22 protein-coding genes are annotated in these 25,740 nt (G+C 66.0%); 16 read left to right on the forward strand and 6 right to left on the reverse strand.

The features are described from left to right. The first annotated feature begins 26 nt into the window (after window positions 1–26). Genes glmU through fusA form a run of 3 tightly spaced genes read left to right on the forward strand, consistent with a single transcriptional unit; the run spans window position 27 to window position 3,779 of the window. Window positions 27–1,385, forward strand: a complete 1,359-nt coding sequence (glmU, locus tag GH660_RS10800) for a bifunctional UDP-N-acetylglucosamine diphosphorylase/glucosamine-1-phosphate N-acetyltransferase GlmU (protein WP_153146677.1) — start codon at window positions 27–29, stop codon at window positions 1,383–1,385. Continuing rightward, on the forward strand, window positions 1,385–1,690 hold the full coding sequence (locus GH660_RS10805) for a hypothetical protein (RefSeq protein WP_153146678.1): 306 nt from the start codon (window positions 1,385–1,387) through the stop codon (window positions 1,688–1,690). The genes glmU and GH660_RS10805 overlap by 1 nt, the downstream gene beginning before the upstream one ends. 37 nt (window positions 1,691–1,727) lie before the next feature. Then, window positions 1,728–3,779 carry an elongation factor G gene (fusA, locus tag GH660_RS10810; protein ID WP_153146679.1) on the forward strand — a complete coding sequence of 684 codons (2,052 nt, stop codon included), beginning with the start codon at window positions 1,728–1,730 and terminating at the stop codon, window positions 3,777–3,779. A gap of 99 nt (window positions 3,780–3,878) precedes the next feature. On the opposite strand, the gene GH660_RS10815 is transcribed toward fusA, so the two are convergent. Next, on the reverse strand, window positions 3,879–4,169 hold the full coding sequence (locus GH660_RS10815) for a hypothetical protein (RefSeq protein WP_153146680.1): 291 nt from the start codon (window positions 4,167–4,169) through the stop codon (window positions 3,879–3,881). 75 nt (window positions 4,170–4,244) lie between these two features. After that, window positions 4,245–5,258: an AraC family transcriptional regulator gene (locus GH660_RS10820; protein WP_194266296.1), complete on the reverse strand. Its 1,014-nt coding sequence runs from the start codon at window positions 5,256–5,258 to the stop codon at window positions 4,245–4,247. Between the two features lie 196 nt (window positions 5,259–5,454). On the opposite strand from GH660_RS10820, the gene icmF reads away from it, so the two are divergent. Both icmF and GH660_RS10830 read left to right on the forward strand, forming a co-directional pair. Continuing rightward, window positions 5,455–8,718: a fused isobutyryl-CoA mutase/GTPase IcmF gene (icmF, locus tag GH660_RS10825; protein WP_153146682.1), complete on the forward strand. Its 3,264-nt coding sequence runs from the start codon at window positions 5,455–5,457 to the stop codon at window positions 8,716–8,718. A 163-nt stretch (window positions 8,719–8,881) separates the two neighbouring features. Continuing rightward, complete coding sequence (locus GH660_RS10830) at window positions 8,882–10,210, forward strand: M48 family metalloprotease (RefSeq protein ID WP_153146683.1); 1,329 nt, start codon at window positions 8,882–8,884, stop codon at window positions 10,208–10,210. A 40-nt stretch (window positions 10,211–10,250) separates the two neighbouring features. Here GH660_RS10830 and GH660_RS10835 read toward each other — a convergent pair whose 3' ends face one another. Next, window positions 10,251–10,925, reverse strand: a complete 675-nt coding sequence (locus tag GH660_RS10835) for a Crp/Fnr family transcriptional regulator (RefSeq protein WP_153146684.1) — start codon at window positions 10,923–10,925, stop codon at window positions 10,251–10,253. 181 nt (window positions 10,926–11,106) lie between these two features. Between GH660_RS10835 and GH660_RS10840 the strand changes: the two genes are divergently transcribed. From GH660_RS10840 to GH660_RS10885, 10 genes are all read left to right on the forward strand, one after another. Beyond that, window positions 11,107–13,074, forward strand: a complete 1,968-nt coding sequence (locus tag GH660_RS10840) for a long-chain fatty acid--CoA ligase (RefSeq protein WP_153146685.1) — start codon at window positions 11,107–11,109, stop codon at window positions 13,072–13,074. Between the two features lie 2 nt (window positions 13,075–13,076). Continuing rightward, entirely contained in the window at window positions 13,077–13,859 is a 783-nt protein-coding gene (locus tag GH660_RS10845) for an ABC transporter ATP-binding protein (RefSeq protein WP_153146686.1), read from the forward strand. A 12-nt stretch (window positions 13,860–13,871) separates the two neighbouring features. Continuing rightward, window positions 13,872–14,786: a branched-chain amino acid ABC transporter permease gene (locus GH660_RS10850; RefSeq protein ID WP_153146687.1), complete on the forward strand. Its 915-nt coding sequence runs from the start codon at window positions 13,872–13,874 to the stop codon at window positions 14,784–14,786. 16 nt (window positions 14,787–14,802) lie between these two features. Then, on the forward strand, window positions 14,803–15,879 hold the full coding sequence (locus GH660_RS10855; protein WP_153146688.1) for a branched-chain amino acid ABC transporter permease: 1,077 nt from the start codon (window positions 14,803–14,805) through the stop codon (window positions 15,877–15,879). 39 nt (window positions 15,880–15,918) lie between these two features. Beyond that, window positions 15,919–17,241, forward strand: coding sequence for an ABC transporter substrate-binding protein (locus GH660_RS10860; RefSeq protein ID WP_153146689.1), 1,323 nt, complete (start codon window positions 15,919–15,921; stop codon window positions 17,239–17,241). Window positions 17,242–17,310: 69 nt separating this feature from the next. Then, window positions 17,311–18,141: an ABC transporter ATP-binding protein gene (locus tag GH660_RS10865; RefSeq protein ID WP_153146690.1), complete on the forward strand. Its 831-nt coding sequence runs from the start codon at window positions 17,311–17,313 to the stop codon at window positions 18,139–18,141. Between the two features lie 157 nt (window positions 18,142–18,298). Then, complete coding sequence (locus GH660_RS10870; protein ID WP_153146691.1) at window positions 18,299–19,528, forward strand: phenylacetate--CoA ligase family protein; 1,230 nt, start codon at window positions 18,299–18,301, stop codon at window positions 19,526–19,528. 17 nt (window positions 19,529–19,545) lie between these two features. Continuing rightward, the gene (locus GH660_RS10875) at window positions 19,546–20,046 is read left to right on the forward strand and encodes a hypothetical protein (RefSeq protein ID WP_153146692.1); all 501 of its coding nucleotides are present in this window, start codon (window positions 19,546–19,548) and stop codon (window positions 20,044–20,046) included. Next, complete coding sequence (locus tag GH660_RS10880; protein WP_153146693.1) at window positions 20,043–21,197, forward strand: CaiB/BaiF CoA-transferase family protein; 1,155 nt, start codon at window positions 20,043–20,045, stop codon at window positions 21,195–21,197. Before GH660_RS10875 ends, GH660_RS10880 begins: the two co-directional genes overlap by 4 nt. 94 nt (window positions 21,198–21,291) lie before the next feature. Continuing rightward, the gene (locus GH660_RS10885) at window positions 21,292–22,188 is read left to right on the forward strand and encodes an AEC family transporter (RefSeq protein ID WP_153146694.1); all 897 of its coding nucleotides are present in this window, start codon (window positions 21,292–21,294) and stop codon (window positions 22,186–22,188) included. Window positions 22,189–22,200: 12 nt separating this feature from the next. Here GH660_RS10885 and GH660_RS10890 read toward each other — a convergent pair whose 3' ends face one another. Beyond that, window positions 22,201–22,671, reverse strand: a complete 471-nt coding sequence (locus GH660_RS10890; protein WP_153146695.1) for a PhaM family polyhydroxyalkanoate granule multifunctional regulatory protein — start codon at window positions 22,669–22,671, stop codon at window positions 22,201–22,203. A 98-nt stretch (window positions 22,672–22,769) separates the two neighbouring features. On the opposite strand from GH660_RS10890, the gene GH660_RS10895 reads away from it, so the two are divergent. Continuing rightward, window positions 22,770–23,435 carry a response regulator transcription factor gene (locus tag GH660_RS10895; protein WP_153146696.1) on the forward strand — a complete coding sequence of 222 codons (666 nt, stop codon included), beginning with the start codon at window positions 22,770–22,772 and terminating at the stop codon, window positions 23,433–23,435. Here the strand turns inward: GH660_RS10895 and GH660_RS10900 are convergent. Together GH660_RS10900 and GH660_RS10905 are read right to left on the reverse strand one after the other, a co-directional pair. Further along, complete coding sequence (locus GH660_RS10900; protein ID WP_153146697.1) at window positions 23,405–25,501, reverse strand: ATP-binding protein; 2,097 nt, start codon at window positions 25,499–25,501, stop codon at window positions 23,405–23,407. The two genes, GH660_RS10895 and GH660_RS10900, sit on opposite strands and share 31 nt — an antisense overlap. Continuing rightward, on the reverse strand, window positions 25,498–25,737 hold the full coding sequence (locus GH660_RS10905; protein ID WP_153146698.1) for a hypothetical protein: 240 nt from the start codon (window positions 25,735–25,737) through the stop codon (window positions 25,498–25,500). The genes GH660_RS10900 and GH660_RS10905 overlap by 4 nt, the downstream gene beginning before the upstream one ends. Between the last annotated feature and the right edge of the window lie 3 nt (window positions 25,738–25,740).

Here is a 25,740-nt window from a genome sequence, read left to right on the forward strand (position 1 = left end):
GCCTAACTGAAACCGCAGATCACACCATGAACGTCGTCATCCTCGCCGCCGGCCAGGGCAAGCGCATGCATTCCAATCTGCCCAAGGTGCTCCACCCGCTCGCCGGCAAGCCGCTGGCCCGGCACGTCATCGACACCGCCCGTTCGCTGCAGCCGGAAAAACTGGTCGTCGTTTTCGGCCACGGAGGCGAGATGGTGCGGTCGACCCTCGACGCGGGCGATATTTCCTGGGCCCTGCAGGAACCGCAACTGGGCACCGGCCACGCGGTCGCCCAGGCACTGCCGTTGATCTCCCGCGAAGGGCAGACGCTGGTGCTCTACGGCGACGTGCCGCTGACCCGTGCGTCCAGCCTGAAGCGACTGCTGCAGGCTGGACATGACGGCCTGTCCATCCTGACCGTCGATTTGCCCAACCCGACCGGCTATGGCCGCATCGTGCGCGACGCGGCGGGCAACGTGCAGCGCATCGTCGAGGAAAAGGATGCCACGCCGCAGGAAAAGACGATCCGCGAGGTCAATACCGGCATCATGGCCATCCCGAGCGCCCGGCTGGCCGATTGGCTGGGGCGCCTGTCCAACGACAACGCCCAGGGCGAGTACTACCTGACCGACATCGTCGCGCTGGCCGTCGCCGAAGGCCTGCCGGTGCGCACCGCGCAGGCTGATGACGAATGGGAAGTGCTCGGCGTCAACAGCAAGGTGCAGCTGGCCAGGCTCGAGCGCGTCTATCAGCGCAACATCGCCGAGGCCATGCTGGTCGGCGGCGTGCGGCTGGCCGACCCGGCACGCATCGACGTGCGCGGCGAGCTTACCTATGGGCGCGATGTCTTCATCGACGTCGGTTGCGTCTTCGAGGGCCGGGTCGAGCTGGCCGACGCCGTCGAAATCGGCCCCTACTGCGTGCTCAAGAACGTCAAGGTCGGCGCCGGCGCCCAGATCGCCGCCTTCTGCCATTTCGAGGATGCGCTGATCGGTCCCGACGGCGTGGTCGGTCCCTTTGCCCGCCTGCGGCGTGGCGCCGAGCTCGGTCCCGAAGTGCACATCGGCAATTTCGTCGAGGTCAAGAAGAGCAGGATCGCCGCCCAGTCCAAGGCCAACCACCTGGCCTACATCGGCGATGCCGAGGTCGGCCAGCGCGTGAATATCGGCGCCGGTACCATCGTCTGCAACTACGACGGCGCCTTCAAGCATCGGACGGTCATCGAGGACGACGTCTTCATCGGTTCGGACAGCCAGCTGGTGGCGCCGGTGACGGTCGGCAGGGGGGCGACGCTGGGGGCCGGCACGACGCTGACCAAGGATGCGCCGCCCGACGCCCTGACCGTGTCGCGCGCCAAGCAGGTGACGCTGACCGGCTGGGTGCGGCCGCAGAAACCGAAGAAGTAATGGATTTCTGGTTCGTCGCCTTCCTTTTCTCGGTCGCGCTCCTCGTCGCCGTCGGTGCATCGCTGCTGCTGGTCGGCTACGTCGGAACCCTGCCGGCGGCGTTCGCCTTCGGCTGGCGCAACTGGCTACCGACCTTGCTGTTGCCGGTCGTCGGACCGCTCTGGTTCGCCGCACGGCACTGGAAGGATTTTGCCCAGCCCGGCCGGCAGCTGATCTTCGGCATATTGCTGGTCGCCGCCGCAGTTGCCCTGCTCTACGGGGCCGGACCGCATTTCGTCGACCGTCTCGCCGCCGGCGTAAAATGATCCGCTATCAGTTTCTTACAAGCTCAGGGAGAACAAGATGTCCAAGTACACCACCGAGGCTATCCGTTCCGTCGCGCTGGTAGGCCACGGCGCCGCCGGCAAGACGACGCTGGCCGAGGCGCTGCTCCATGCCACCGGTGCCATCAATGCCAGGGGTAGCGTCGAGAAGGGCAGCACCGTCTGCGACAGCGATGCCCAGGAAAAGGAAGCCGGGCACTCCCTGAATTCGGCGATCGTCAATTTCGGCTATGAAGACACTCATGTCCACCTGATCGACACACCGGGCTACCCGGACTTCGCCGGCCAGTCGATCGCTGCCCTGGCCGGGGTCGACACGGCGCTGGTCGTCATCAACGCCCAGACCGGTGTCGAGCTGATGACCGAGCGCATGATGCGCCACGCTGCCGAGCGCAAGCTGTGCCGGATGATCGTCATCAACAAGATCGACGCCGACAACCTCGACCTGCCCGGCCTCGTTGCCGACATCCGCGAGCGCTTCGGCAAGCAGTGCATGCTGCTCGACCTGCCGGCGCACGGCGCGGCCGATGTCGTCGAGGTGCTTGAGCACGACGCCGGCGATGCCGATTTCGCGTCGGTCGCCGCCGCCCATCGCGCGCTGATCGACCAGATCGTCGAGGAGGACGAGAACCTGCTCGCCCGGTATCTGGAAGACGGCGCCGACCCGACCATCGCCGACCTGCATGCGCCGTTCGAGAAAGCGCTGCGCGAAGGCCACCTGATCCCCATCCTGTTCACCTCGGCGAAGACCGGGGCCGGGATCCGGGAACTGCTGCATGTCCTCGCCTCGCTGGCGCCGAATCCGGCGGAGGGCAACCCGCCGCCCTTCCATCGCGGCGAGCCGGGTGGCCGGACGGAAGCCTTCCACGCCGAGCCGGATGCCGGCCGGCACGTCCTGGCGCATGTCTTCAAGGTCGTCGCCGATCCCTACATGGGCAAGATCGGCATCTTCCGGGTGCATCAGGGCACGGTCCGGAAGGACATGCAGCTCTTCGTCGGCGACGGCAAGCGGCCGTTCAAGGTGGCGCACCTGTATCAGTTGCAGGGCAAGGACAGCATCGAGGTCGACGAACTGCTGCCCGGCGACATCGGTGCCGTCGCCAAGGTCGATGAAATCGAGTTCGACAGCGTGCTGCACGATTCGCACGACGAGGACCACATCCACCTGCTGCCGCTCGAATTTCCCAGGCCGATGGCCGGGCTGGCCGTCGAGACGAAGAAGAAGGGTGACGAGCAGCGGCTGTTCGACATCCTCGGCAAGCTGGCGATGGAGGATCCGACCTTCATCGTCGAGCGTCATCCGACCAGCAACGAAACGGTGATCCGCGGCCTCGGCGAGATCCATCTCAAGGCCAAGCTGGAAAAGATGGCCGGCCAGTACAAGCTGGAAGTCGACACCAAGCCGCCGCGCATTCCCTATCGCGAGACGATCACCGGTTCGGCCGAAGCGATGCATCGCCACAAGAAGCAGAGCGGCGGCGCCGGCCAGTTCGGCGAGGTGCATCTGCGCATCGAGCCGAAGGGCCGCGGCGAGGGCTTCGAGTTCGTCGATGCCGTCAAGGGCGGCGTGATTCCCGGCGTCTTCATGCCGGCGGTCGAGAAGGGCGTGCGCCAGGCACTGGAGGGCGGCGTCGTCGCGGGTTATGCGGTCGACGACCTGAAAGTGACGGTTTTCGACGGCAAGACCCATCCGGTCGACGGCAAGGAAGTGGCTTTCGTCACCGCCGGCCGCAAGGCGGTGATCGAGGCGATCCGCGGCGCCCGGCCGATCGTGCTGGAGCCCATCGTCAATATCGAGATCCTCGTGCCGGAAGCGGCGATCGGCGACCTGACCGGCGATCTTTCCAGCCGTCGCGGGCATATCACCGGCACCGACGGACGCGGCCACGGCATGGCGGCGATCAGCGGCGAGGTGCCGCTGGCCGAACTCAACGATTACCAGTCGCGGCTGAAATCGCTTACCGGCGGGCAGGGCAGCTATACCATCGAGTTCGCACGCTACGCGGCGGTGCCGCCGAACGTCCAGCAGCAGATGGCGAGCAAGTTCCAGCTGCGCGACGAGGACGAGTGAGCGTTCAGGTGTGAACGGGAAAGGCCGGGGAACCCCCGGCCTTTTTTGTCACTGCCTTGCGGGCGGCAGGATCGTCTGCCCGTACGCCGGGTCGGGCCGTCAGCTGCGTGCCCGGTCGAAAATGTCGGCGGCGACTTCCTGTTGTGCCGTCGTTTCAGGCGGCGCTTCCGCCGTCGTGCGGCTTTCGAAAAACAGGACCCATTCGGCTTCGGTGACTTCGATCTCGAGCGTTTCCGGGATGCGCCGTTCGACATGCCGGCGCCGGTCCTTCCATCCACTGGGCGGGCCAATGTCTTCGATTCGCCGGTCACTGCAGTCGCTGCGCCTGTCCACCCTGTTCATGCGTATATATCCGTCCTGTTGCTTCCGCGTTCTTGCGTCGAAGATCAAGCGTGCGACACGCCTGTTCGATAAAAATGCGGCTTGATGGTTCCCTCGGGAATCCGGATTTCCACGTACCCGGCATCAGCGTTCGGCGCTCCAGCGCCGCCGGTAATGGACGGGGGCCATGCCGGTCCATTCGACGAAGGCGCGGTAGAAAGCCGAGGCGTCAGTGTAGCCGAGGTCGGCGGCGACCTGGGCGATCGGATCGCGGGTCTTGGTCAGCCGGGCGAGCGCCATGTCGCGGCGCAGCGCGTCCTTGATGGTGCGGAAGCTCGATCCTTCGTTTTCCAGGCGGCGATGGATGGTGCGCGGCGAAAGATGGAGCTGGCCGGCGATGTCGTCCAGGCTCAGGGTCGCCGGCAGGGCGGCGCGCAGGAGGTCGCGGACGCGGATGACCATTTCCCGGTCGCGCCGGTAGAGCGTGGTGATCTTGCCCGGTGCGCCGTCGAGAAAGGCGGTCAGCGCCGCCTCGTCGCGGCGGACGGGAAGGTCGAGCAGGTTGGCGTTGAAGGCGGCGACCAGCGTGCCGACGCCGCCGGGCACGGTCGGCGCGAAGCGCGAGTCGGCGGTGAAGATGAGGGCGTAGTCGGCGAAGTGGGCCGGCTTGCGGTAGGGGAAGATCACGCTGTCGAGCGCCAGGCCGCGCCCGGCGAGCCAGCACGCGAGGCCGTGCAGTAGGCGCAGCAGCCATTCGAAGGCGAAGATGCGGCCGGGGTCGTCCGGGTCGTCGGCCAGCCGCCGGCTTTCCGTGATGACCAGCTCGGCCCGACCCTGCGCGCGGCGCACGGCGACCGCCAGGTCGGGCAGGACGATGCGCAGGAAACGGCTGGCGCGATGCAGGGCTTCGGCCAGCGTCGGGGCGCTGATGGTGCTGCGGCACAGGAACTCGAAGCTGCCGGCGCGCATCGGCTGCGCGAAAAGGCCGAAGCCTTCGTCATCCAGCCGGCGGTTGATGCGGTTGTATAGCTCGGCGTAGCGTTCGATCGGCACCCGGTTGGCGGAGTCTGCAATATCGATGTCCGTGGCGGCCAGCAAGGGTTGCGGATCGATTCCGCGCCGGGCCAGCCCGGCCAGCATGCCGGTAACAAATCCCATGGCAACAGTCGCTTGCGTGCATGTCGGCGGGCTCGGAATGTTGCTGTGCAGCATTTTTGCCACTTTCGGGTGGTCGACCGCAACAGGGTATCACGTTGGCGGAGTTTGCACGATAGACGTCAGTCGGGACAATGGCGGGACGGCCAAAGCGCCGTACCATGGGCGCCTTTCCATCATTTCCGACGAGGCTGGCGCCATGACCGATCTTTCCGTTGCCAAGAAGCTTTCCCCGTACAAGCCGAAGAACAAGGTGCGTTTCGTCACCGCCGCCTCGCTGTTCGACGGCCACGACGCGTCGATCAACATCATGCGCCGCATCCTGCAGGCGACCGGTTCGGAAGTGATCCATCTCGGCCACAATCGCTCGGTGCAGGAAATCGTCAACGCCGCGCTGCAGGAGGACGTCCAGGGCATCTGCATCACTTCCTACCAGGGCGGCCACGTCGAGTTCTTCAAGTACATGATCGATCTGCTGAAGGCCAACGGTGGCGCCAACATCAAGGTCTTCGGCGGCGGCGGCGGTGTCATCGTCCCGTCCGAGATCAAGGAACTGCACGCTTACGGCGTGACCCGCATCTACGCACCGGAAGACGGTGTGCACATGGGGCTGCAGGGCATGATCAACGAGGTCGTCCAGAAGGCCGACTACGATCTTGCCGAGCAGGGCGCGCCGACCGCCGAGCAGGCGCTGGCCGGGCTGCAGGCCGGCGACAGGCGCCTGCTGGCCCGCGTCATCACGCTGCTGGAAAACGGTGCGGCGCCGGCGCTGAAGGAGCCGCTGCTCAAGGCAGCAGCCGCGCTGGAAACGCCGGTCCTCGGCATCACCGGCACCGGCGGCGCCGGCAAGTCGTCGCTGACCGACGAGCTGGTGCGCCGCTTCCGCCTCGACCAGGGCGACACCGTCAAGATCGGTCTGATCTCGATCGACCCCTCGCGCAAGCGCACCGGCGGCGCGCTGCTCGGCGACCGCATCCGCATGAACGCCATCGAGCATCCGAACATCTTCATGCGCTCGCTGGCCACCCGCGACACCGGCTCCGAAATCTCCGCCGCGCTGCCGGAAGTCATCGCTGCCTGCAAGCTCGCCGGCTTCGATCTGGTCATCGTCGAAACCTCGGGCATCGGCCAGGGCGACGCCGCCATCGTGCCTTTCGTCGATGTCTCGATGTACGTGATGACCCCCGAGTTCGGCGCCGCGTCGCAGCTGGAAAAGATCGACATGCTCGACTTCGCCGACTTCGTCGCCATCAACAAGTTCGACCGCAAGGGCGCCGAGGACGCGCTGCGCGATGTGCGCAAGCAGTACCAGCGCAACCGCGAACTGTTCACCACCCCGACCGACGACATGCCGGTCTTCGGCACCATGGCCGCGCGCTTCAACGACGACGGCGTCACCGGTCTCTACCAGGCGCTGGTCCCGGCCCTGACCGAAAAGGGCCTCAGGCTCAAGCCGGGCAAGCTGCCGCTGGTCACCGTCAAGCAATCCTCGGCCAGCCGCGCCATCGTCCCGACCGCCCGCGTTCGCTACCTCGCCGAAATCGCCGACAGTGTGCGCAGCTATCACGCCCACACCGAGCAACAGGTCAAGATCGCCCGCGAGCGCCAGTCGCTGCGCATCGCCAAGTCGGTTTTTGCCGGTTGCGACAAGTCGACCGCAGACTTCGACGAAATGCAGGCTTTCAAGGACAGCCAGCAGGACCCGAAGGCCAGGAAGCTGCTCGACATGTGGCCGCAGACGCTGGAAGCCTATTCCGGCGACGAATACGTCGTGAAGATCCGCGACAAGGAAATCCGCACCAAGCTGACCAGCGAATCGCTGTCCGGCACCAAGATCCGCAAGGTCATCCTGCCGAAGTACACCGACGACGGCGAAATACTGCGCTTCCTGATGAAGGAAAACGTTCCCGGCTCCTTCCCCTACACGTCGGGCGTCTTCGCCTTCAAGCGCGAGGGGGAGGACCCGACCCGCATGTTCGCCGGCGAAGGCGATGCCTTCCGTACCAACCGTCGCTTCAAGAAGGTCTCCGAAGGCATGCCGGCGCACCGGCTGTCCACCGCCTTCGACTCGGTCACGCTTTACGGCTGCGACCCCGACGAGCGCCCGGACATCTACGGCAAGATCGGCAACTCCGGCGTCTCGATTGCCACGCTCGACGACCTCAAGGTGCTCTACGACGGCTTCGACCTGCTCGCCCCGAGCACGTCCGTGTCGATGACCATCAACGGCCCGGCGCCGATCATCCTCGCCTGCTTCTTCAACACCGCCATCGACCAGCAACTGGCCAAGTTCGAGCAGCAAAACGGCCGCCAGCCGACCGAGGACGAAGCCGAGAAGATCCGCGAGTGGGTGCTCAAGTCGGTGCGCGGCACCGTCCAGGCCGACATCCTCAAGGAAGACCAGGGCCAGAACACCTGCATTTTCAGCACCGAATTCGCGCTCAAGATGATGGGCGACATCCAGGAGTTCTTTGTGCACAACCAGGTGCAGAACTTCTACTCGGTGTCGATCTCCGGCTACCACATCGCCGAAGCCGGCGCCAACCCGATCAGCCAGCTCGCCTTCACGCTGTCCAACGGTTTCACCTACGTCGAAAGCTACCTGGCGCGCGGCATGCACATCGACGACTTCGCCCCGAACCTGTCCTTCTTCTTCTCCAACGGCATGGACCCCGAATACTCGGTGATCGGCCGCGTCGCCCGCCGCATCTGGGCGGTGGCGATGAAGAACAAGTACGGCGCCAACGAACGCAGCCAGAAGTTGAAGTACCACATCCAGACCTCCGGCCGCTCGCTGCACGCCCAGGAAATGGACTTCAACGACATCCGTACGACGCTGCAGGCGCTGATCGCTATCTACGACAACTGCAACTCGCTGCACACCAACGCCTACGACGAAGCGATCACCACGCCGACCGAGGAGTCCGTGCGCCGAGCCATGGCCATCCAGTTGATCATCAACCGCGAATGGGGTGTGGCCAAGAACGAGAACCCGAACCAGGGCGCCTTCGTCATCGACGAACTGACTGACCTCGTCGAGGAAGCGGTGTTGAAGGAATTCGAAGCCATCGCCGCCCGTGGCGGCGTGCTCGGTGCCATGGAAACCGGCTACCAGCGCGGCAAGATCCAGGAAGAGTCGATGTACTACGAGCACAAGAAGCACGACGGCTCCTACCCGATCATCGGCGTCAACACCTTCCTCAACCCGAAGGGCATGGCGCAGCAGGAAATCGAACTCGCCCGCTCGACGGACGAGGAGAAGCAGTCGCAGATCCAGCGCCTGCGCGACTTCCACGCCCGCAATGCCGATCGGGCGCCGGCCATGCTCGCCCGCCTGAAGCAGACGGTGATCGACAACGGCAACGTCTTCGCCGTGCTCGTCGATGCCGTCAAGGTTTGCTCGCTCGGCCAGATCAGCAGCGCGCTCTACGAGGTCGGCGGGCAGTACCGGCGCAGCATGTGAGCCTTTCCCTGGAAGGGGAGCAGCACGCCTGACCAATTCCGGTGAGGAGACAAAACGACGGCGAGGCCAAGGACCTCGCCGTTTTCATTGGCGCATGGCAGCCGGCCCGATTTTGTCGCAGAATCGAAGGCACCCGTTTTCACTCGTTTCGTCGGGAGTCGTCATGTGCCTTCGCGATGATCTTGGCCAGGACCTGCAGCGCAACCGCATCACCCGCCGCCAGGTGCTCGGCCTGTTCGGGGCGGCCGCCTTGTCCGGTTGCGCCACCTCGCCGGTCGGTGGCGGGTCGATCCTAGTCGGCATGGACGAGGACGAAGAAAAGGCGGTCGACCGCAAGCTTGCGCCGCAACAGTTTTCGCAGGATCTCGGCGCCGTCCAGGATGGTACGCTCAACCAGTACGTGAGCGAGGTCGGTCAGCGGCTGGGCGGCAAATCGCACCGGCCGCAGATGCCGTATTCCTACCGCGTGCTCAACGCCAACCACGTCAATGCCTACACTTTTCCGGGCGGCGCGATGGGGGTGACGCGCGGCATCCTGGTCGATCTCGACAACGAAGCCGAGCTGGCGGCGCTGCTCGGTCACGAGATCGGCCACGTCAACGCGCGCCATGCGGCGCAGCGCCAGGGGCAGGTGATGGTCGCGCAGGTGGCGATGACCGGCGTCAACATCCTCGGCTCGGCTGCCGGTGTCGGCGGCCTGACCGACCTCGGCACCCAACTCGGCGCCAGCGCCCTGCTTTCCAGCTATTCGCGCGACAACGAACGCGAGGCCGATGCGCTCGGGCAGGAATACATGGTCCGTGCCGGCTATCCGGCCAACGGCATGGTCGGCCTGCAGCAACTGTTGGTCGAACAGCAGAAGGAGTCGCCGGGCATGTTGCAGACCATGTTCGCGACCCATCCGATGAGCAGCGAGCGGCGCGACACGGCGCGCCAACTGGCCGAGGGAAAGTACGCGGCGAGCAATGGCCGTGACCCGGGGCGTGAGCGTTTCATGGACAACACCGCCGGTGTGCGCCGCCTCAAGCCGACCATCGTCGCCTGCCAGCAGGGGGAGGTGGCGCTGGCCGGCGAGCAGTATGGCAAGGCCGAGGCGCAGTTCCGCACGGCGGTGAAGGCGACGCCGCGCGACTACGCCGCCAATCTGCTGCTGGCGAGGTGCCTGGCGGCCCAGGACAGGGACGCCCAGGCGCTGGAATACGCCCGAACGGCAACCGCCATCTATCCGCAGGAAGCGCAGGGGCACAAGCTGGTCGGCGTGCTGCTACTCGGCCAGAAGGATCCGGCCGCCGCCTACGAGCACCTCGACCGCTACGACCAGTTGCTGCCCGGCGACGCCGGCGTCACCTTTCTCAAGGGCGTTTCACTGGAAGGCATGGGCCGCCGGCAGGAAGCGGCCGGCTACTATGTGGCTTACCTGAAGCGCACGCAGAAGGGCAAGGCAGCGGAATACGCCTACAGTCGCCTGCAGGGCTGGGGTTATGTGAAGTAGGGCGCGGTTTTGGCCCGTTTTTGGCCGTCGACCGCAACCGTCAGTCGCCGAAGCGGCGTAGCCCGTCGAGGTCGAGCACGTTGATCCCGCCATATTCGCTGCGCACCAGGCCGGCATCCTCGAGCGCCTTGAGCGCCTGGTTGGCCCGCTGCCGGGAAACGCCGGCGAGGTAGCCGAGTTCTTCCTGGGAAATCTGCAGCAGGCGGTTGGTGCCCGGGTAGAGCACCGGGTTGAACAGCCCGGCGAGACAACGGGCGATGCGCGCGTCGGTGTCGAGCATGCGCTCGTTCTCGATCATGCCGATGAACTGGCCGAGGCGTTCGTTCAGCTGGGCGATCATGTATCGGTTGAAGGGAATGCTGTGGTCGAGCAGCCACAGGAAGGTGCTGCGGTTCATGAAGGCGACCCGGCTTTCGCGCAGCGCCATCACGTCGTAGCGGCGCGGCTCGTTCTTCATCAGCGAGCCTTCGCCGAACCAGCCGCCGGTACTGATGCCGGTCAGCGAGGTGGTCTTGCCGGTGGTCCAGTGGCTGGCCATCTTGCCCAGGCCGGAAACGATGCCCATCCAGTAATCGACCGGCTCGCCCTTCATGCAGATGAAGGCGCCGGCGGCAAAGGTGCGCTCGCTGGTGCCGGCCAGTGCCCTGGCCATTTCAGCCTCGGTCAGCGCCCGCCCCCACAGCGAGGTGCGGAGCAACTCCTCTGCATTTTTCAAAATATTTCCCGGAATGTCTGCCAGGCGACAATTATAAGCCGGCAATCTCCCTAGACTCTGCGCCTACAGTGAGTCATTGCCGTGGTGCACTGCAAGGTTTACGCAGTCGGTGGCAATGGAGACAATGCGTCAAACGAACGTTAGACCGTGGCCCACCGAGGCGCGGCAAGAGGAGACAAAAATGCCTGGTCAGGCGAATCTTGCATCCGTGGACGGGTTGCACACCTTTCCGCGCCTGCTGCTGAATCATGCCCGGCACCGCCCGGATGCCCCGGCGATGCGGGAAAAATACCTCGGGATCTGGCAGACCTGGTCGTGGGCCGACGTCAAAGACCGCGTGCGGGCGCTGGCCTGCGGGCTGGCGTCGCTCGGCTTCAGGCGCGGCGACAATCTGGCGATCATCGGCGACAACCGTCCGCATCTCTACATGATGATGACCGCCGCCCAATGCCTCGGCGGCGTGCCGGTGCCGCTCTACCAGGATGCGGTGGCCAGCGAGATGCTTTTCGTGCTGCAGGACGCCGGCATCCGTTTCGTGGTGGTCGAGGACCAGGAGCAGGTCGACAAGATGCTGGAAATCCGCGACCAGGTCGCCACGCTCGAACACGTCATCTACGACGACCCGCGCGGCATGCGCCACTACTCGCAGCCCTTCCTGCACGACATCCACGAGCTGATGGAGATGGGCCGGATCCACGACCGCAACCATTCCGATTTCCTCAATGCCGAAATCGAGAAGGGGCACTACGACGACGTGTCGGTGATGCTCTACACCTCGGGCACCACCGGCAAGCCGAAGGGCGTCTGCCAGACGCACGCCGCCTTCATCGCCGCGGCGCAGGGCGGCGTCCAGGTCGACCACCTCGACGCCGACGGCGACATCCTGTCCTACCTGCCGATGGCCTGGGTCGGCGACCACCTGTTTTCCTACGCCCAGGCGCTGGTCGCCGGCTTCACCATCAACTGCCCGGAATCCGGCGACACGGTGATGACCGACCTGCGCGAAATCGGCCCGACCTGCTATTTCGCCCCGCCGCGCGTCTTCGAGAGCCTGCTGACCTCGGTGATGATCCGCATGGAGGACGCCGGCAAGCTCAAACAGAAGATGTTCCATCACTTCATGGCAGTGGCCAAGCGCTGCGGCGCCGACATCCTCGACGGCAAGTCGGTCGGCTTCGGCGACCGGCTGCAATACTGGCTCGGCAACATCCTGGTCTACGGCCCGCTGCGCAACGTCCTCGGCATGAGCCGGATCAAGGTCGCCTACACCGCCGGCGCGGCGATCGGGCCGGAGCTGTTCCGCTTCTACCGCTCGATGGGCATCAACCTCAAGCAGTTCTACGGCCAGACCGAAACCTGCGCCTATGTTTGCCTGCAGCCGGATGGCCAGATCAAGTTCGACTCGGTCGGCCAGCCGGCGCCGGGCGTCGAAATCAAGATCGCCGACAACGGCGAGGTGCTGGTCAAGGGGCCGATGCTGCTCAAGGAATACTACAAGCGCCCCGACGCCACGGCCGAATCGATCAACGCCGACGGCTACTTCATGACCGGCGATGCCGGCTTCCTCGACGAAGACGGTCACCTGAAGATCATCGACCGCGCCAAGGATGTCGGCAAGCTGTCGAACGGCGCCATGTTCGCCCCCAACTACATCGAGAACAAGCTCAAGTTCTTCCAGCACATCAAGGAAGCCGTCTGCTTCGGCCACGACCGCGACATGGTCTGCGCCTTCATCAACATCGACATGGGCGCCGTCGGCAACTGGGCCGAGCGGCGCGGCATCGCCTATTCTGGCTACACCGACCTCGCCGGCAAGGCCGAGGTGCTGGAACTGATCCGCGAGTGCGTCGAGCAGGTCAATGCCGACCTGGTGCACGACGCCATGGTCGCCGATTCGCAGATCCACCGCTTCCTCGTCCTGCACAAGGAACTCGACCCGGACGACGACGAACTGACCCGGACGCGCAAGGTGCGCCGCAACTTCGTCGCCGAGAAGTACAAGGTGCTGATCGACGCGCTGTACGCCGGCAAGGCCAACCAGTTCATCGAAACCGAGGTCAAGTTCGAGGACGGCCGGCGCGGCAAGGTATCGGCCGACCTGAAGATCGTCGATGCCAAGACCTTCCCGATCGTGAAAAAGGCGGCCTGAACATGTCCAAGAAAATAGGCGACGTCATTCTCGACCTGCAGAACATTTCCCTGCGCTTCGGCGGCGTCAAGGCGCTGACCGACATCTCCTTCAACGTCCGCGAGCACGAAATCCGCGCCATCATCGGTCCCAATGGCGCCGGCAAGAGCTCGATGCTGAACGTCATCAACGGCGTCTACCACCCGCAGGAAGGCAAGATCATGTGGCGCGGGGCCGAGCGCGAGAAGATGGAACCGCACATGGCGGCGCAGCAGCACATCGCCCGCACCTTCCAGAACATCGCGCTGTTCAAGGGCATGACGGTGCTCGACAACATCATGACCGGGCGCATCACCAAGATGAAGGCCAGCTTCGTCGAGCACGCGCTGTGGTTCGGCCGCGCCCGTCGGGAGGAACTGGAACATCGCAAGAAGGTGGAGGAAGTCATCGACTTCCTGGAAATCCAGCACATCCGCAAGACGCCGGTCGGCCGCCTGCCCTACGGCCTGCAGAAGCGCGTCGAACTGGCCCGCGCGCTGGCCGCCGAGCCGTCGATGCTGCTGCTCGACGAGCCGATGGCCGGCATGAACGTCGAGGAAAAACAGGACATGTGCCGCTTCATCCTCGACGTCAACGACCAGTTCGGTACCACCATCGTGCTGATCGAGCACGACATGGGCGTCGTCATGGACATCTCCGACCGCGTCGTCGTGCTCGATTACGGCAAGAAGATCGGCGACGGCGTGCCGGACGAAGTGAAGAACAACGAGGACGTCATCAAGGCGTACCTCGGGGCTGGCCATTAAGGAGCGGGCGAGATGAATTTCTTTTTCGAAGTATTGATCGGCGGCCTCCTTTCCGGCGTCATGTACGCGCTGGTGGCCCTCGGTTTCGTGCTGATCTACAAGGCATCCGGCGTGTTCAACTTCGCGCAGGGGGCGATGGTCTACCTGGCGGCGCTGTCGGTGGTCGGCGTCATGGAGTTCGGGGCGCCGCTCTGGCTGGCGGTGATCCTGGCCTTCGCCATCATGACGCTGTTCGGCATCGCGACCGAGAAGTTCGTGCTGCGCAAGCTGGTCAACCAGCCGCCGATCGCGCTGTTCATGGCGACCATCGGTCTCGCCTTCTTCATCGAAGGCCTGGCGCCGATGATCTTCGGCTCCGAGCCGCGCGCGCTCGACATCGGCATCGTCGACGAGCCAATCGAGTACATCCTCGAAAACTTCAACATGGTGATCTCGCGCTTCGACCTCGTCGCCGCCGGCGTCGCGTCGCTGCTGGTTGCCACGCTCGCCCTGTTCTTCCAGTACACGCGGATCGGCCGGGCGCTGCGGGCGGTGGCGGATGACCACCAGGCCGCGCTGTCGATCGGCATTCCGCTGCAGCAGATCTGGGCCATCGTCTGGGGCGTCGCCGGTTTCGTCGCCTTGGTCGCCGGCATGATGTGGGGTGCCCGCAACGGCGTGCAGTTTGCGCTCACTTTCACGGCGCTCAAGGCACTGCCGGTGCTGATCCTCGGCGGCTTCACCTCGGTGCCGGGGGCGATCGTCGGCGGCCTGATCATCGGCGCGTCGGAAAAGCTGGCCGAAATCTATATCCCGCCGGTCATGCAGGATCTCTTTGGCGGCAACTTCGGCGGTATCGAGGGCTGGTTCCCTTATGTGCTGGCGCTGCTGTTCCTTCTCGTGCGGCCTGAAGGGCTGTTCGGCGAACGTCACATCGACCGTGTTTGAGAGAGGCTAGAACAACATGCTTTACCGTGAAGCCGGTCAGTTCAAGACAAGCTACGCTGCTGACCAACAACTCTTTCCCATCCGCCAGGACCGCATCGGCCTGCTCGTGCTGCTCGCCGTCGCCTTTCTCGGCGTGCCGCTGCTGGCCAGCGAATACTGGTTCTCGGCGATCCTGATCCCGTTCCTGATCTTCGCCCTGGCGGCGCTCGGCTTGAACATCCTGACCGGCTACGCCGGCCAGCTATCGCTCGGTTCGGCTGCCTTCATGGCAGTCGGCGCCTACGCGGCCTACAACTTCCAGCTGCGCGTCGAAGGGATTCCGCTGCTGCTTTCCTTCGTCTGCGCGGGGTTGACCGCAGCCGGCGTCGGCATCCTGTTCGGCCTTCCGTCGCTGCGCATCAAGGGCTTCTACCTGGCGGTGGCGACGCTGGCGGCGCAGTTCTTCATCGTCTGGTGCCTGACCAAGTTCCCCTGGCTGTCGAACAACTCGTCGTCCGGCGTGATCTCGACGCAGAAGCTGGAGTTGTTCGGCCATGAACTCAACACGCCGGTCGAGAAGTACCTGCTGGTGCTGTCCATCGTCGTCGTCATGGCGCTGGCGGCCAAGAACATGGTGCGTTCATCCACCGGCCGGGCCTGGATGGCGGTGCGCGACATGGACGTGGCGGCCTCGGTGATCGGCATCCGCCTGATGCCGACCAAGCTCCTCGCCTTCGCCGTCAGTTCCTTCTACTGCGGCGTGGCGGGCGCCATGTACGCCTTCTGCTACCTCGGTTCGGTCGAGCCGGACGGCTTTTCGCTGGAAATGTCCTTCCGCATCCTGTTCATGATCATCATCGGCGGCGTCGGGTCGATCATGGGCAGCTTCCTCGGCGCGGCCTTCATCCTGCTGCTGCCGATCTTTCTCGACGTGATCCTGCCGTTCTTCGCCGACCTGTTCGGCCTGCCGTTTTCCAGCGCCACCGTGTCGCACATCCAGATCCTGGTGTTCGGTGCGCTGATCATGTTCTTCCTGATCGTCGAGCCGCACGGGCTGGCCCGTCTGTGGCAGATCGCCAAGGAGAAGCTGCGCCTGTGGCCGTTCCCGCACTAGGGCCGGCCATCGTTTTGTATTACTGGAGGAGACAACTAAATGATTAAAAGCATCAAACCCATGCTTGCCGCAGCCGCGCTCTCCGTGGCCATGCTGTCGCAGGTGGCGGTCGCCGCCGAAGAGCAGTTTTTCCCGATTCCGGGCTACCGCGTCGGCCCCTACGGCGCCAACGGCCAGGCCTTCTACGGCGGCTTCGTCGACTACCTCAACTACGTCAACCTCAAGGATAAGGGCGTCAACGGCGTCATGTTGACCTACGAGGAATGCGAAACCGAGTACAACAACGCCAAGGGCGTCGAATGCTACGAGCGCCTCAAGGGCAAGGCCGCCAAGTCGTCCGGCCCGATCCACACGATGTCGACCGGCATCTCCTACGCGCTGATCGACAAGTCGGCGCAGGACAAGCTGCCGCTGGCGATGATGGGCTACGGCCGCACCGACGCGGTCGACGGCTCGGTCTTCCCCTATGCCTTCCCGCTGGTGACGACCTATCAGATGCAGGCCTCGGCCATCGTCAAGTTCATCAAGGAAAAACTCGGCGGCGACCTGAACGGCAAGAAGATCGTCTATCTGTATCACGATTCCGCTTACGGCAAGGAGGCGATCATCGCCATGGAAGCCGAGGCGGCGCTGAACAAGTTCACGCTGGTCCAGATCCCGGTCGCCCACCCGGGCAACGAGCAGGGCGCCCAGTGGCTGAAGATCCGCCAGGAAAAGCCGGACTTCGTCGTTTTCTGGGGCTGGGGCGTGATGAACCAGACCGCCCTGAAGGCCGCCCAGAAGGTCGGTTTCCCGCGTGACCGGATGATCGGCTCGTGGTGGACCGGTTCCGAGGAAGACGTCGTGCCGGCCGGCGACGCCGCCAAGGGCTACATGGCCGCGACGTGGAACGTTTCCGGCAAGCAGGTGCCGCTGATCGCCGACATCGAGAAGGTGGTGTACGGCGCCGGCAAGGGCAACCTGCAGGACAAGTCGAAGATCGGCACCGTCCTCTACAACCGCGGCGTTTCGGCGGCCGTGCTGTCGGTCGAGGCGATCCGCAAGGCGCAGGAAAAGTACGGCAAGGGCAAGGCGATGACCGGCGAGCAGGTGCGCTGGGGCCTGGAGAACCTGAACATCACCGACGCCCGCCTGAAGGCGCTGGGCGCCACCGACCTGCTGCCGGAAATCAAGACCTCCTGCGACAACCACGAGGGTTCCGGCAAGGTGAAGATCCAGCAGTGGGATGGCACCAAGTGGGTGCCGGTGTCCGGCTGGATCGAGGGCAACAAGGGGCTGATCCACCCCCTGTTCCAGGCATCGGCCAAGCAGTACGCCAAGGAAAAGGGCATCACGCCGCGTGACTGCGCCAAGGAAAAATAAGGCGAGAGAGAGGAAGTGCGAGGGGGCGACCCCTCGCCATTTCCTGGTTTCCATGCTTCGGGAACAACCATGAGTACACAAACTGCCGCTGTCGCGGTCGACAATTACCTGAGCATCAACAACATCGAGGTCATCTACGACCACGTGATCCTGGTGCTCAAGGGCGTTTCGCTGAACGTGCCGAAGGGCAAGATCGTCGCGCTGCTCGGCGCCAACGGCGCCGGCAAGTCGACGACGCTGAAGGCCATCTCGAACCTTCTGCACGCCGAACGCGGCGACGTCACCAAGGGTTCGGTCGAATACAAGGGCGAACGCATCGACCAGCTGTCGCCCAACGAGCTGGTCAAGCGCGGCGTCATCCAGGTCATGGAAGGTCGCCACTGCTTCGGCCACCTGACCATCGAGGAAAACCTGCTGACCGGTGCCTTCACCCGCTCGATTTCGCGCGGCGAATTGAAGGACAGCCTCGACAAGGTCTACCACTATTTCCCGCGCCTCAAGACGCGGCGCACCTCGCAGGCCGGCTACACCTCCGGCGGCGAGCAGCAGATGTGCGCCATCGGCCGCGCGCTGATGGCCAAGCCGGAAATGATCCTGCTCGATGAGCCGTCGATGGGCCTGGCGCCGCAGATCGTCGAGGAAATCTTCGAGATCGTGAAGGACCTGAACAGCCGCGAGAACGTCAGCTTCCTGCTGGCCGAACAGAACACCATGGTCGCCCTGCGCTACGCCGACTTCGGCTACATCCTGGAAAACGGGCGGGTGGTCATGGAAGGCGACGCCGAAGACCTGCGGACCAACGAGGACGTCAAGGAGTTCTACCTGGGGCTGAGTTCGGCCGGCCGGAAGTCCTTCAAGGACGTCAAGCACTACAGACGCCGCAAACGCTGGCTCTCCTGAAAGGTCGCAGAGCGGCGTGCCGGGCGGCGTTGTCGGCCGGCTTGTTTGCAGTGAGCAAACGGCGCCGGCCTCCGCCTTGCCCGACACACCTACTTTGCGACCTCGGCCTCGGCAGGGGCCTGTTGCGGTCGACCGCGAAAAAACGGAGAAAACCAAAATGAGCTTTTACGACCCACTGGAAACTCGCGACCCCGACGAGCGCGAAGCCGACCTGATGGACAAGCTGGCGCGTCAGGTCGCTCATGCCAAGGAAACGACGCATTACTATTTCCAGGCGCTGGCCGGCATCAATCCGTTCGACTGCGCGACGCGCGAGGCGCTGGCTCGCCTGCCGCTGACGCGCAAGCGCGACCTCATCGAGCTGCAGAAGAAGCACCCGCCGTTCGGCGGCCTGAACGCGCTGTCGCGGCAGCAGGCGAAAAGGGTCTTCGCCTCGCCCGGGCCGATCTACGAGCTGCAGGGCAAGGACCTCGACCCCTGGCGCATGGCCCGCGTGCTCTACGCGGCCGGCTTCCGCCACGGCGACCTGATCCACAACTGCTTTTCCTACCACTTCACGCCCGGCGCCTTTATCTTCGAGGGCGGGGCGCGCAAGCTCGGCTGCTCGGTCTTTCCCGGGGGCACCGGGCAGACCGAGCAGCAGGTGCAGGCGATCGCCGACCTGCGGCCGGAAGGCTACGTCGGCACGCCGTCCTTCCTGCGCATCATCATTGAAAAAGCGGAGGAAATGGGCGCTGATGTGTCGTCGCTGAAGAAGGCCTGCGTTTCCGGCGAGGCACTGCCCGGCGTGACGCGCGACTGGCTGCGCGAACGCGGCATCACGGTGCGCCAGTGCTACGCCACCGCCGACATCGGCGCCATCGCCTATGAGACCGACGCCGAGGAAGGGCTGGTGGTCGAGGAGGGGCTGCTGGTCGAGATCGTCCGTCCCGGCACCGGTGATCCGGTGGCGCATGGCGAGGTCGGCGAGGTCGTCGTCACCACCTTCAACCCGGACTATCCGCTGATCCGCTTCGCCACCGGCGACCTCTCGGCCATCCTGCCCGGCCGCTCGCCCTGCGGGCGCAGCAATATCCGGCTCCGGGGCTGGCTCGGGCGCGCCGACCAGACGACCAAGGTCAAGGGCATGTTCGTGCATCCCGAGCAGGTCGCCGACATCGCCCGCCGCCATCCGGAAATCCACCGTCTGCGCCTGGTCGTCGATAACCCCGGCGGGCAGGACCGGATGACCCTGCACTGCGAGATCGAGGCCGGTGCCGAGGCGCTCGACAAGGCGGTGCTCGCCAGCCTGCGCGAGGTGACCAAGCTGCGCGGCGAGGTCGCCTTCTGCGCCCCGGGCGGCTTGCCCAACGACGGGAAGGTGATCGAAGATAGCCGGGTCTATTGACCTGACCATTCCCCGCGATGCGTTTCATCCCTGTGGTGCTCGCCCTGCTGGCGTTCACGGCGCTGGCCGGCGACCTTCCCCTGCGTCCCTCGGCGCGCCTGCTCCAGTCCCGGCCGGACGGGCTGGAAGTCGGGCGCTGCGTGGTCTATCAGGAAAACGGGGGCGGCAACGGCGCCAGCGACACCGAATATTTCGTGCGCGGTCGGGTGCTCGTCACCCGCATCGAAACCCGGCGTCTGGCGGCCTGCCCGCTGGTCCCGGGGCGCGGCATCGACCAGTACAGCCGGGCCGAATTCAACCGGCTGGCCCTCGCCCAGCCCTGCGTTTCCAGCGATGCGGCGGCCTACGACGTGCAACTCGGCATCGTCCGCCTGCGCGTCGAGGACTGGGAGACTCCGCACGCCAGGCGTGCCGCCAACGCCGGGCGCCTCTATCGTGGCACCTATCTTGACCGGGAGTTGAAGAAGGACATGGAAATCGAACTCGAAGCCGACCTGCTCGGCGCCTGCGCATCATGAGCCGGCCGCCGCCGCTGGCCGGCATCCGCATCCTCGACCTGACCCGCCTGCTGCCCGGCCCGGTGGCGACCCTGCATCTCGCCGACCTCGGCGCCGAGGTGATCAAGATCGAGGACCCGCAGGTCGGCGACTACGCGCGCACGCTGGGCACCGGCACGGGGGGGGACAGCGCCTATTTCCGAATGATCAACCGCAACAAGCAGGGCCTGCGCCTTGACCTGAAGCAGCCGGCCGGCGTCGAGGTCTTCCTGCGCCTGGCGCGCACGGCCGACGTCGTCGTCGAGAGTTTCCGCCCCGGCGTCATGGACAAGCTGGGCATCGGCTACGCGGCGGTCGCCGCGGTAAACCCGAAAATCGCCTACTGTTCGATCAGCGGCTACGGGCAGGACGGCCCCTATCGCGATCTCGCCGGGCACGACATCAACTACCTCGGCTACGCCGGCGTCCTCGACCAGATCGGCCGCGCCGGCGGCGATCCGGCGATTCCCAATTTCCAGATCGCCGATCTGCTCGGCGGCGCGCTGACCGCCGCCATGGGCATCCTCTCCGCCGTGCTCGACGCGCAGCGCAGCGGCCAGGGACGCCACATCGACGTCTCGATGACCGACAGCGTCCTGGCGCATACCTATTTCGCCATGCTGCGCCTCAACGACGCCGGCCGCTCGGCGCCGCGCGGCAGCGACCTGCTCAGCGGCGGCCTGCCGTGCTACGCCACCTATCGCTGCGCCGACGGCCGGCACATGGCGGTCGGCGCCCTCGAAGGCAAGTTCTGGAAGATCTGCTGCGCGACGCTCGAACGCCCGGAATGGGTTGCCCGCCAGTGGGACGCCGGCCTGCGCGACGAAATGGCCGCCCTGTTCGCCACCCGTCCGCGCGACGACTGGGCGGCGCGCTTCGCTGCGGTCGACTGCTGCGTGACGCCGATTTTGAGCCCCGAGGAAGCGCTGGACAACGCCCAGATCGCGGCGCGCGGGATGGTCCTGCGCGACGGTGGCCTGACCCAGTTCGCGCCGCCGCTCAAGCTCTCGGAGCATGCATTCGCGGTCCGCCAGGCGGCCCCGCGGGTCGGCGAGCACAACGCCGGAATCCTGCGCGGCGCCGGCTACACGGATGACGAAATCGCCGCGCTGGCCGCCGACGGGGCGATCTGACCGGGGCGCGTTCCCGTAACCGGTCGCCTGCCGTGACCCGGTCCTGCGTCAATCCACAAGCGGGGGCTTGTCCGGTATCGCCTAGAATGGCGCGATGAACACCGCGCTGCTCCTCTTTCCCGATTTCGCCCTGATCCTGCTCGGCACGGCGATCCGCCGCTGGATGCATCTCGGCGACCATTTCTGGAACGGGGTCGAGAAGCTCGTCTACTTCATCCTCTTCCCGGCCCTGCTGATCAACGCCATCGTCAAGACCCGGCTCGACCTCGGGGCGGCGCTGCCGCTGCTGGCGACCGCCTTCGCCGCGATGGCCGGCGGCATGCTGCTCGGGCTGCTGCCGAGGCTGGTCGTCAGGTTGCCGCCGCTGACCTTCGCCTCGCTGTTCCAGTGCGGTTACCGCTTCAATTCCTACATCGCGCTGGCGGTGGCCGGCATGCTCTTCGGCGCGCCGGGCATCGCGACGATGGGGCTGATCGTCGGTGCCGCCGTGCCGCTGGCCAATCTGGTGTCGGTGTGGATGCTCGCCCGCCACGGCGAAGTCGGCCTCTGGCGCGAGGTGGCGCGCAACCCGCTGATCTGGGGCACGGCGGCCGGCTTTCTGCTGAACCTCGCCGGCTTTTTGCCGCCGCCGCCGGTCCAGGCCTTTCTCGGCCGCCTCGCCGATGCGTCGATCGCGCTCGGCCTGATCACCGTCGGCGCCGCCCTGCGGCTCGAAGGCACACCCGGCGTGCGCGGCGTTTCGCTGTGGCTGCTGGCGGTCAAGCTGCTGGCCCTGCCGCTGATCGCGGCAGGCGTCGGCCGTCAACTCGGCCTGAGCGACCTGAATTACCAGGTGGTGGTGCTCTTTGCCGCCCTGCCGACGGCGTCGTCGGCCTACATCCTGGCCATGCGCATGGGCGGCGACGGGCGCAGCGTGGCCTGGCTGATCTCGGCGACCACGCTCGGGTCGATGCTGACGCTGCCGCTGTGGGCGGCCTGGCTGATCAGGTAGCCGCCGGGCAGCCTATTTCCTGGCGCGCCGGGCTGCCGTCGCGGTGGCGGATTTTTCCTCGCCCGCCGCCTGCGCCGCTTCGGCCGACTGCTGCATCTGCTCGCGCATCTGCTGCATCATCTGCCACGGCCACATCGCCGCCGCGCCGGCGGCGCCGGCGAATGCCTCGGGCGCCGGGGCGGCCGTCGGCTCCGGTGCCGCTTCCGGCTTCATCGACTTGGCGGCGTCGGTGGCCATCTGGCCCATGGCCTGGACGGCGGTCAGCGTCGTGCGCTGCATTTCCAGTCCCTGGATGGTCATCTGCAGCATCGACAGGTTCATGCGCAGCCAGCCTTCGACCGCCTTCATGTCCTTGATGCGCTTGTCGAGTTCGTCGACGTCGAAGGTCGGCGCCACCATGCCGGGCATCGAGATGCCCATCCCGCTCCACAGGTTGCGGACAAAAGACAGCGGGTCGTTCATGTTATGGGTGTCGTTTGACATGTCTCTCTCCATGCGTGTGTCTCGTTGCATCTTAAACCACTTCGCCGGGACAAATGATAAATTAATGGCCGACAAGAAGCGGTTAAAAAGGGGGCGGGATGCTCAAACTATTGGTGATCGAGGATCATGCGCTGGTGCGCGAGGGCCTGGTGCGGCTGCTGGCCCAGATCGAGCCGGGGGCGACGGTGCTCGACCGGCCGGATTTCGAGTCGGCGCTGGCGCTGCTCGACGGCGAGGACGAGTTCGACCTGATCCTGCTCGACCTGGCGCTGCCGGGCATCGACGGCTTCGCCGGGCTCGACGTCCTGCGTCGCCACTACCCGGCGGTTCCGGTGGCGGTGGTCTCGGCCTTCGACGATCTGCCGACCATTACCCGCGTCATGAATCTCGGGGCCTCGGGCTTCATTCCCAAGGCCTTTTCCGGCGAGGCCCTGCTGGCGGCGGTGCGCCGGGTACTGGCCGGCCACCTGTTCCGTCCCGACGGCGCCTACAGCGGCGCCCGGCTCGACGACGCGACGCCGGTGCCGCCCTGCCGGACGGCGGTGCAGCCGGAGGAGGTCGGGCTGACCGAACGCCAGGCGCAGGTCCTCGCGCTCATGGTGCGCGGCCTTTCCAATCGCGAGATCGCCGAGCAGCTGGGGCTGTCCGAGGGCACCGTCAAGATCCACGCGACGGCGGTGTTCAAGGCGCTCGGCGTCGGCAGCCGGACCCAGGCGCTGGTCGCCGTGGCCCGTTACGGCATCGATTTCGCCAGGGTTTTCTGAAGCTGGTCGAGCAGGGCGCGCAGCTTGGCCGGGCGGACCGGCAGCGGTAGCGGATAGACGCCTTCCGGCAGGCGGAACTCGCGGGTGTCGCCGAGCGCGATGACCGGCATCGTCGCGGGCATCGCGCTGCGCACCGCGGCGGCCAGCGGGGCGAGGGTGACGACGATCAGGCGCCGCCGGCTGTCGGGCGGGTTGCCGCCGGGCGCCGGCGCGTGGCTGACGGCGTGGTTCCAGCCGCCGGCCAGCACCATGGCGGTCTGCAGGTCGCTGCCTTCGCCAATGAAATGGATCGCCGCCCGGCTTTCCGTTTCGCCGAGCAGGCTGAGTTCGGTGCGCGGGACGGCCGCCTTGATCAGCAGCCCGAAGGTGGTGCCGTGTCCGACTTTCGAGCGCAGGCGAATCTCGATGCCAAGGGCGCGCGCCAGGCGGTCGATGATCGAGAGGCCGAGGCCGAGGCCCTTGCCCTGCTCGCGGGCGGCGTTGCCGATCTGGTAGAACTCGGCAAAGATCGCCGCCTGGTGCTCGGGGGCGATGCCCGGGCCGTTGTCGCGCACCTCGATCAGCACGTTGCGGCCGCGGCGCCGGACGGCGACCAGGATGCGGCCGCCGTCCGGGGTGTAGCGCAGGGCGTTGGAGAGCAGGTTGGCGACCATGCGCTCGACCATCTGCGGGTCGGACTCGGCCCACAGCCGGGTCGGCTGGAAAATCAGCGCCTGGTTGCGGTCGACCGCAGCACGCCGGAACGACGAGGCCAGGCGTTCGAGCATCGGGTTGAGCGAGAAGGCCTTGATGTCGGGCTGGATGCCGGCGACATCGAGGCGCGAGATGTCGAGCAGCGAGTCGAGCATCTCGCCGAGGGCGCCGGTCGAGCTGGAGATCTGCCCGGACAGCCGCGACAGTTCGCCGAGATTGCCGCTGCGGACCTGGCGCTGGAGATCGGCGGCGAACAGCGCCAGGGCGTGCAGCGGCTGCCGCAGGTCGTGGCTGGCGGCAGCCAGGAAGCGGCTCTTGGCCCGGCTGGCCCGCTCGGCCTCGTCCTTCTGCGCCGACAGTTCGAGCGTCGCATCGCGTACCCGCTCCTCCAGCTTGTCGTGGCTGCTCGCCAGCTGGCCGGTCATTTCGTGCATTTCCCGCACCTGGCGCCGCACCAGCAGGCCGCCGACGAGCAGCACGAAGGTGACGAGGAAGGCGAGGGTGCCGAGTTGGTTGAGATGCGCCCGCCAGGCGCCCAGCAGGCTGGATTCGGGAATCACCGTCAGCACGCGCAGGTCGGCGAAGTCGGGCACCGGCGAGACGGAAACGATCAGGCCGTCCTGGCGGGTGCCGCCGCTTTCCGGCAGCCAGCCGCGCAATTTGCCGCCGTACAGCGCATCGACGGCCAGCGCGCCGAGCAGCGGCGACTGCTTGCTGAGGTCGGTCGGCCGGCAGGAGGCGACGATCTGCCCGCGGGCGTTGATGATGACCGACTCGAAATCGTCGGCCAGGCGGTTGGACCAGCAGAAATCCTGGAAATAGGCCGGCTCGATGGCGGCGAAGGAGGCGCCGGCGAAATTGCCCCGCCCGTCGTGGATGCGGCGCGCCAGCGCGTAGGTGTAGCGGCCGGAGTTGCGCCCGATGTAGGGGCCGTAGGTGGCGGCGGCGTCGCCCAGTTCGAGGGCGACGAAATACGGGCGGTCGCGCACGTTGATGCGCGGCGAGGGAAAGTAGGTCGAGATGAAGCGCTGCTCGCCGGCGCGGTCGAAGAGGATCAGGTCGCGCAGCTGCGGCAGGTTGCGCGAATGGCGGGTGGCCAGGTATTCCCAGCCGCGGCTCGGCTGCCAGCTGTCCCACTCGGTGTGGTTCTCGGAGAGGTCGGTGGCGATTTCGCGCAGCAGGATGTTGACCGCCTCGAAGGTGCGCGCTGTGTGTTCGCCGAGCATCATCCCGAAATGCTGGACCCGCCGCTCGCCCTGCGCCATCTCGCGTTCGCGCGAGAGCATCAGGTCGCTGATGAAGACGGCGACCACGGCCAGCGTGCCGGCCAGCGCGACGATCAGTGCCAGGAGGTCAGGGCGCCGGCGGATCATCCGGGGAAGGGATAGAGGAACCAGGCGAGCGGCATGCAGACGGCGTGCACGATGCGCCAGGGCCAGGGTTGGCGGGCCAGCGTGGCGAACGCGAAGGCGACGGCGCCGATGACGAAGCTGGTTTCCCGCCACGGCATCGCCTGCGCCGTCCAGCCGAAATAGGGCCAGGCCAGCGAGAGCACGCAAATGACGGCGGCGCCTTGCAGGGCGAGTTGGCGTAGCGGGGTGTCGGGCATCCC

It is taken from the genome of Dechloromonas sp. H13 (assembly GCF_009469615.1).
Taxonomy (GTDB): domain Bacteria; phylum Pseudomonadota; class Gammaproteobacteria; order Burkholderiales; family Rhodocyclaceae; genus Azonexus.

Excerpts from the sequence above, each read along its gene's own strand:
- glmU (WP_153146677.1), top strand. The coding sequence starts at position 27 with ATGAACGTCGTCATCCTCGCCGCCGGCCAGGGCAAGCGCATGCATTCC.
- GH660_RS10805 (WP_153146678.1), top strand. The coding sequence starts at position 1,385 with ATGGATTTCTGGTTCGTCGCCTTCCTTTTCTCGGTCGCGCTCCTCGTC.
- fusA (WP_153146679.1), top strand. The coding sequence starts at position 1,728 with ATGTCCAAGTACACCACCGAGGCTATCCGTTCCGTCGCGCTGGTAGGC.
- GH660_RS10820 (WP_194266296.1), bottom strand. The coding sequence starts at position 5,258 with ATGGGATTTGTTACCGGCATGCTGGCCGGGCTGGCCCGGCGCGGAATC.
- icmF (WP_153146682.1), top strand. The coding sequence starts at position 5,455 with ATGACCGATCTTTCCGTTGCCAAGAAGCTTTCCCCGTACAAGCCGAAG.
- GH660_RS10830 (WP_153146683.1), top strand. The coding sequence starts at position 8,882 with ATGTGCCTTCGCGATGATCTTGGCCAGGACCTGCAGCGCAACCGCATC.
- GH660_RS10840 (WP_153146685.1), top strand. The coding sequence starts at position 11,107 with ATGCCTGGTCAGGCGAATCTTGCATCCGTGGACGGGTTGCACACCTTT.
- GH660_RS10845 (WP_153146686.1), top strand. The coding sequence starts at position 13,077 with ATGTCCAAGAAAATAGGCGACGTCATTCTCGACCTGCAGAACATTTCC.
- GH660_RS10850 (WP_153146687.1), top strand. The coding sequence starts at position 13,872 with ATGAATTTCTTTTTCGAAGTATTGATCGGCGGCCTCCTTTCCGGCGTC.
- GH660_RS10855 (WP_153146688.1), top strand. The coding sequence starts at position 14,803 with ATGCTTTACCGTGAAGCCGGTCAGTTCAAGACAAGCTACGCTGCTGAC.
- GH660_RS10860 (WP_153146689.1), top strand. The coding sequence starts at position 15,919 with ATGATTAAAAGCATCAAACCCATGCTTGCCGCAGCCGCGCTCTCCGTG.
- GH660_RS10865 (WP_153146690.1), top strand. The coding sequence starts at position 17,311 with ATGAGTACACAAACTGCCGCTGTCGCGGTCGACAATTACCTGAGCATC.
- GH660_RS10870 (WP_153146691.1), top strand. The coding sequence starts at position 18,299 with ATGAGCTTTTACGACCCACTGGAAACTCGCGACCCCGACGAGCGCGAA.
- GH660_RS10875 (WP_153146692.1), top strand. The coding sequence starts at position 19,546 with ATGCGTTTCATCCCTGTGGTGCTCGCCCTGCTGGCGTTCACGGCGCTG.
- GH660_RS10880 (WP_153146693.1), top strand. The coding sequence starts at position 20,043 with ATGAGCCGGCCGCCGCCGCTGGCCGGCATCCGCATCCTCGACCTGACC.
- GH660_RS10885 (WP_153146694.1), top strand. The coding sequence starts at position 21,292 with ATGAACACCGCGCTGCTCCTCTTTCCCGATTTCGCCCTGATCCTGCTC.
- GH660_RS10890 (WP_153146695.1), bottom strand. The coding sequence starts at position 22,671 with ATGTCAAACGACACCCATAACATGAACGACCCGCTGTCTTTTGTCCGC.
- GH660_RS10895 (WP_153146696.1), top strand. The coding sequence starts at position 22,770 with ATGCTCAAACTATTGGTGATCGAGGATCATGCGCTGGTGCGCGAGGGC.
- GH660_RS10900 (WP_153146697.1), bottom strand. The coding sequence starts at position 25,501 with ATGATCCGCCGGCGCCCTGACCTCCTGGCACTGATCGTCGCGCTGGCC.
- GH660_RS10905 (WP_153146698.1), bottom strand. The coding sequence starts at position 25,737 with ATGCCCGACACCCCGCTACGCCAACTCGCCCTGCAAGGCGCCGCCGTC.